This is a genomic window from Burkholderia sp. E168m23 (assembly GCF_016586125.1).
Taxonomy (GTDB): domain Bacteria; phylum Pseudomonadota; class Gammaproteobacteria; order Burkholderiales; family Burkholderiaceae; genus Burkholderia; species Burkholderia orbicola.
The window spans coordinates 1-2,169 of the sequence record NZ_BCPP01001093.1; the positions used below are offsets into that span (position 1 = coordinate 1).

Genomic DNA, 2,169 nt, shown 5'->3' on the forward strand with positions numbered 1-2,169 from the left:
CCTGCGTCGCGGCACGGCCCCATTCGCCGGCCGCGTCGTCGGTCTTCTGCAGCACTTCGAGGTTGTCGTCGAATGCACCCATCCACGGCTGCATCTTCTCTTCCTCGGTGCCGGGCAGGAAACCGATGTCCTCGCCGACGGGCACGGTCGCGCGCGTCACGATGATCTCGTTGTAGCGCTTGTCGTCGAGCACCTGCGCGAGGCCGGCCGCGAGCGCGACGAGCGTCTTGCCGGTGCCGGCCTGACCGAGCAGCGTGACGAAGTCGATCTCGGGGTTCATCAGCAGGTTCAGCGCGAAGTTCTGCTCGCGGTTGCGCGCGGTGATGCCCCACACGTTGTTCTTGTGGTGGCTGTAGTCGCGCAGCGTCTGCAGCAGCGCCGTCTTGCCGTTCAGCTCGCGGACGATCGCGTGGAACGTCGGCTCGCCGTTCTGCGGCTCGAGATAGACGAACTCGTTGACGAGCATCGACGCGACGAGCGGGCCGGTCACGCGGTAGTACGTGGTGCCCGTCTTCGTGTCCTGCCAGCTCTCCATGCCCTTCGCATGCTTGGTCCAGAAGTCCTGCGGCAGTTCGCGCACGCCGTTGTACAGGAGATCCGAATCCTCGAGGACCTGGTCGTTGAAGTAGTCTTCCGCGGGCAGGCCGAGCGCGTGCGCCTTGATCCGCATGTTGATGTCTTTCGACACCAGCACGACCTGGCGGTCGGGCCGGTCGCGCTGCAGCGCGCGCACGACGCCGAGGATCTGGTTGTCGGCCTTGCCTGCGGGCAAGCCTTCGACCGGCGCGATGTCGGCGAGCTTCGTCTGGAAGTACAGGCGGCCGACCGCCTCGCGGCTGCCGAGGCGCGACAGCGGGATGCCGTCCGAGATCGGGCCGCCGTCGGCGACCAGCGCGTCGAGCGTGCGGCTGACCTGACGGGCGTTACGCGCGACTTCGGACATCCCCTTCTTGTGGTTGTCGAGTTCCTCGAGCGTCATCATCGGCAGATAGACGTCGTGTTCCTCGAAGCGGAAGAGGCTGCTCGGGTCGTGCATCAGCACGTTGGTGTCGAGCACGAACAGTTTCTGCTGTTCGACTTCGGCGGGCTTGCGGCTGCGCGACTTCGTCGCGGCGCCGGCATCGCGCGCGGGCGCGGCGGCCGGTTTCCCGGTGGCCGGCTTGTCGTTGCGTGCAACGACCGGTGCCGCGGGGGCCGCAGGCGCCTGCAGCGGCTGCAACAGCGCGGCCGTCTGTCGGGTCTTGCGGCCTCGCGCGGGCGCGCTCGCGGCATCGGGCGCCGAAGACGCGACGGCACGCAGCGGCGCGGCCGTGTTCGCGGCTTCGATCATCGGTTGGGCCACGCTGGCCGGACCATAGTCACCGGCTGTGGATGCGTCCCCTTCGGCGGATTTCTTCGCGGCTTTCGCGGGCCGCGCTTTCGCCTTGTATTCGTCGGGCGGCAGCAGGCTGCCGAGCTTGCTGGGGGGAGTAGGCAAAGGCATGGTGTCCCTCGGGAGGAATCGTGTCGCATGGCGTGCGCCGCTGATCGCATCCTGCGTGACGTAGACGCATGCAGTTTGCGCGCGGTGGCGCACAGGAATTTCGTCTAGCCGGTTCGCCTAAGTGTCGATCAGCTCCTCGATGCGGTAAGGGCCGGACCGGGGAGGGCCGGCGCGCGTTCCATAAAAAAAGCCGCTGCCCCGTCGACAGGGACATGCGGCTCGGCTGATGCCGTCGTGCGCGTCAGGTGCCGGGAAGCATTGCAACGGGCACGGGCGCAGCTACGAGAAATATGGGGCGAACTGGCATTCATTGCGGCCCAATATAACGCGCCTCAAAGCGCTTGTACAGCCTTTAGCACGTCGTCCACGTGACCCGGTACCTTGATGCCGCGCCATGCCTGGCGAAGCACGCCGTCGGCGTCGAGCAGGAACGTCGATCGCTCGATTCCGCGCACTTCCTTGCCATACATTTTCTTCATCTTGATGACATCGAACAGCGCGCACAGTGCTTCGTCGGCATCGGAAATCAGCGGGAACGGCAGTTCGAGCTTGGCCTTGAAATTGTCGTGCGAGCGCAGGCTGTCGCGCGACACGCCGATGACTTCCGCACCGGCCTTCTTGAACTTCGGATAGAGATCGCGGAACTGCAGCCCTTCGGTCGTGCAGCCCGGCGTGTTGTCCTTCGG

The 2,169-nt window shown here is 66.0% G+C and carries 2 protein-coding genes and 1 pseudogene; 1 reads left to right on the forward strand and 2 read right to left on the reverse strand.

Annotation, left to right across the window (positions count from 1 at the left end):
- On the reverse strand, window positions 1-1,483 hold a 1,483-nt coding region (locus JMF90_RS34415), incomplete at its 3' end, for a PhoH family protein (protein ID WP_201326103.1).
- Between JMF90_RS34415 and JMF90_RS40435 the strand changes: the two are divergent.
- Window positions 1,379-1,620 (forward strand): annotated as a pseudogene (locus JMF90_RS40435) (hypothetical protein); the annotation flags it as partial. The gene JMF90_RS34415 and the pseudogene JMF90_RS40435 overlap by 105 nt on opposite strands.
- Before the next feature lie 195 nt (window positions 1,621-1,815).
- Here JMF90_RS40435 and JMF90_RS34420 read toward each other — a convergent pair.
- The coding region (locus JMF90_RS34420) for a peroxiredoxin (protein ID WP_201326104.1) at window positions 1,816-2,169 on the reverse strand (354 nt) is incomplete at its 5' end.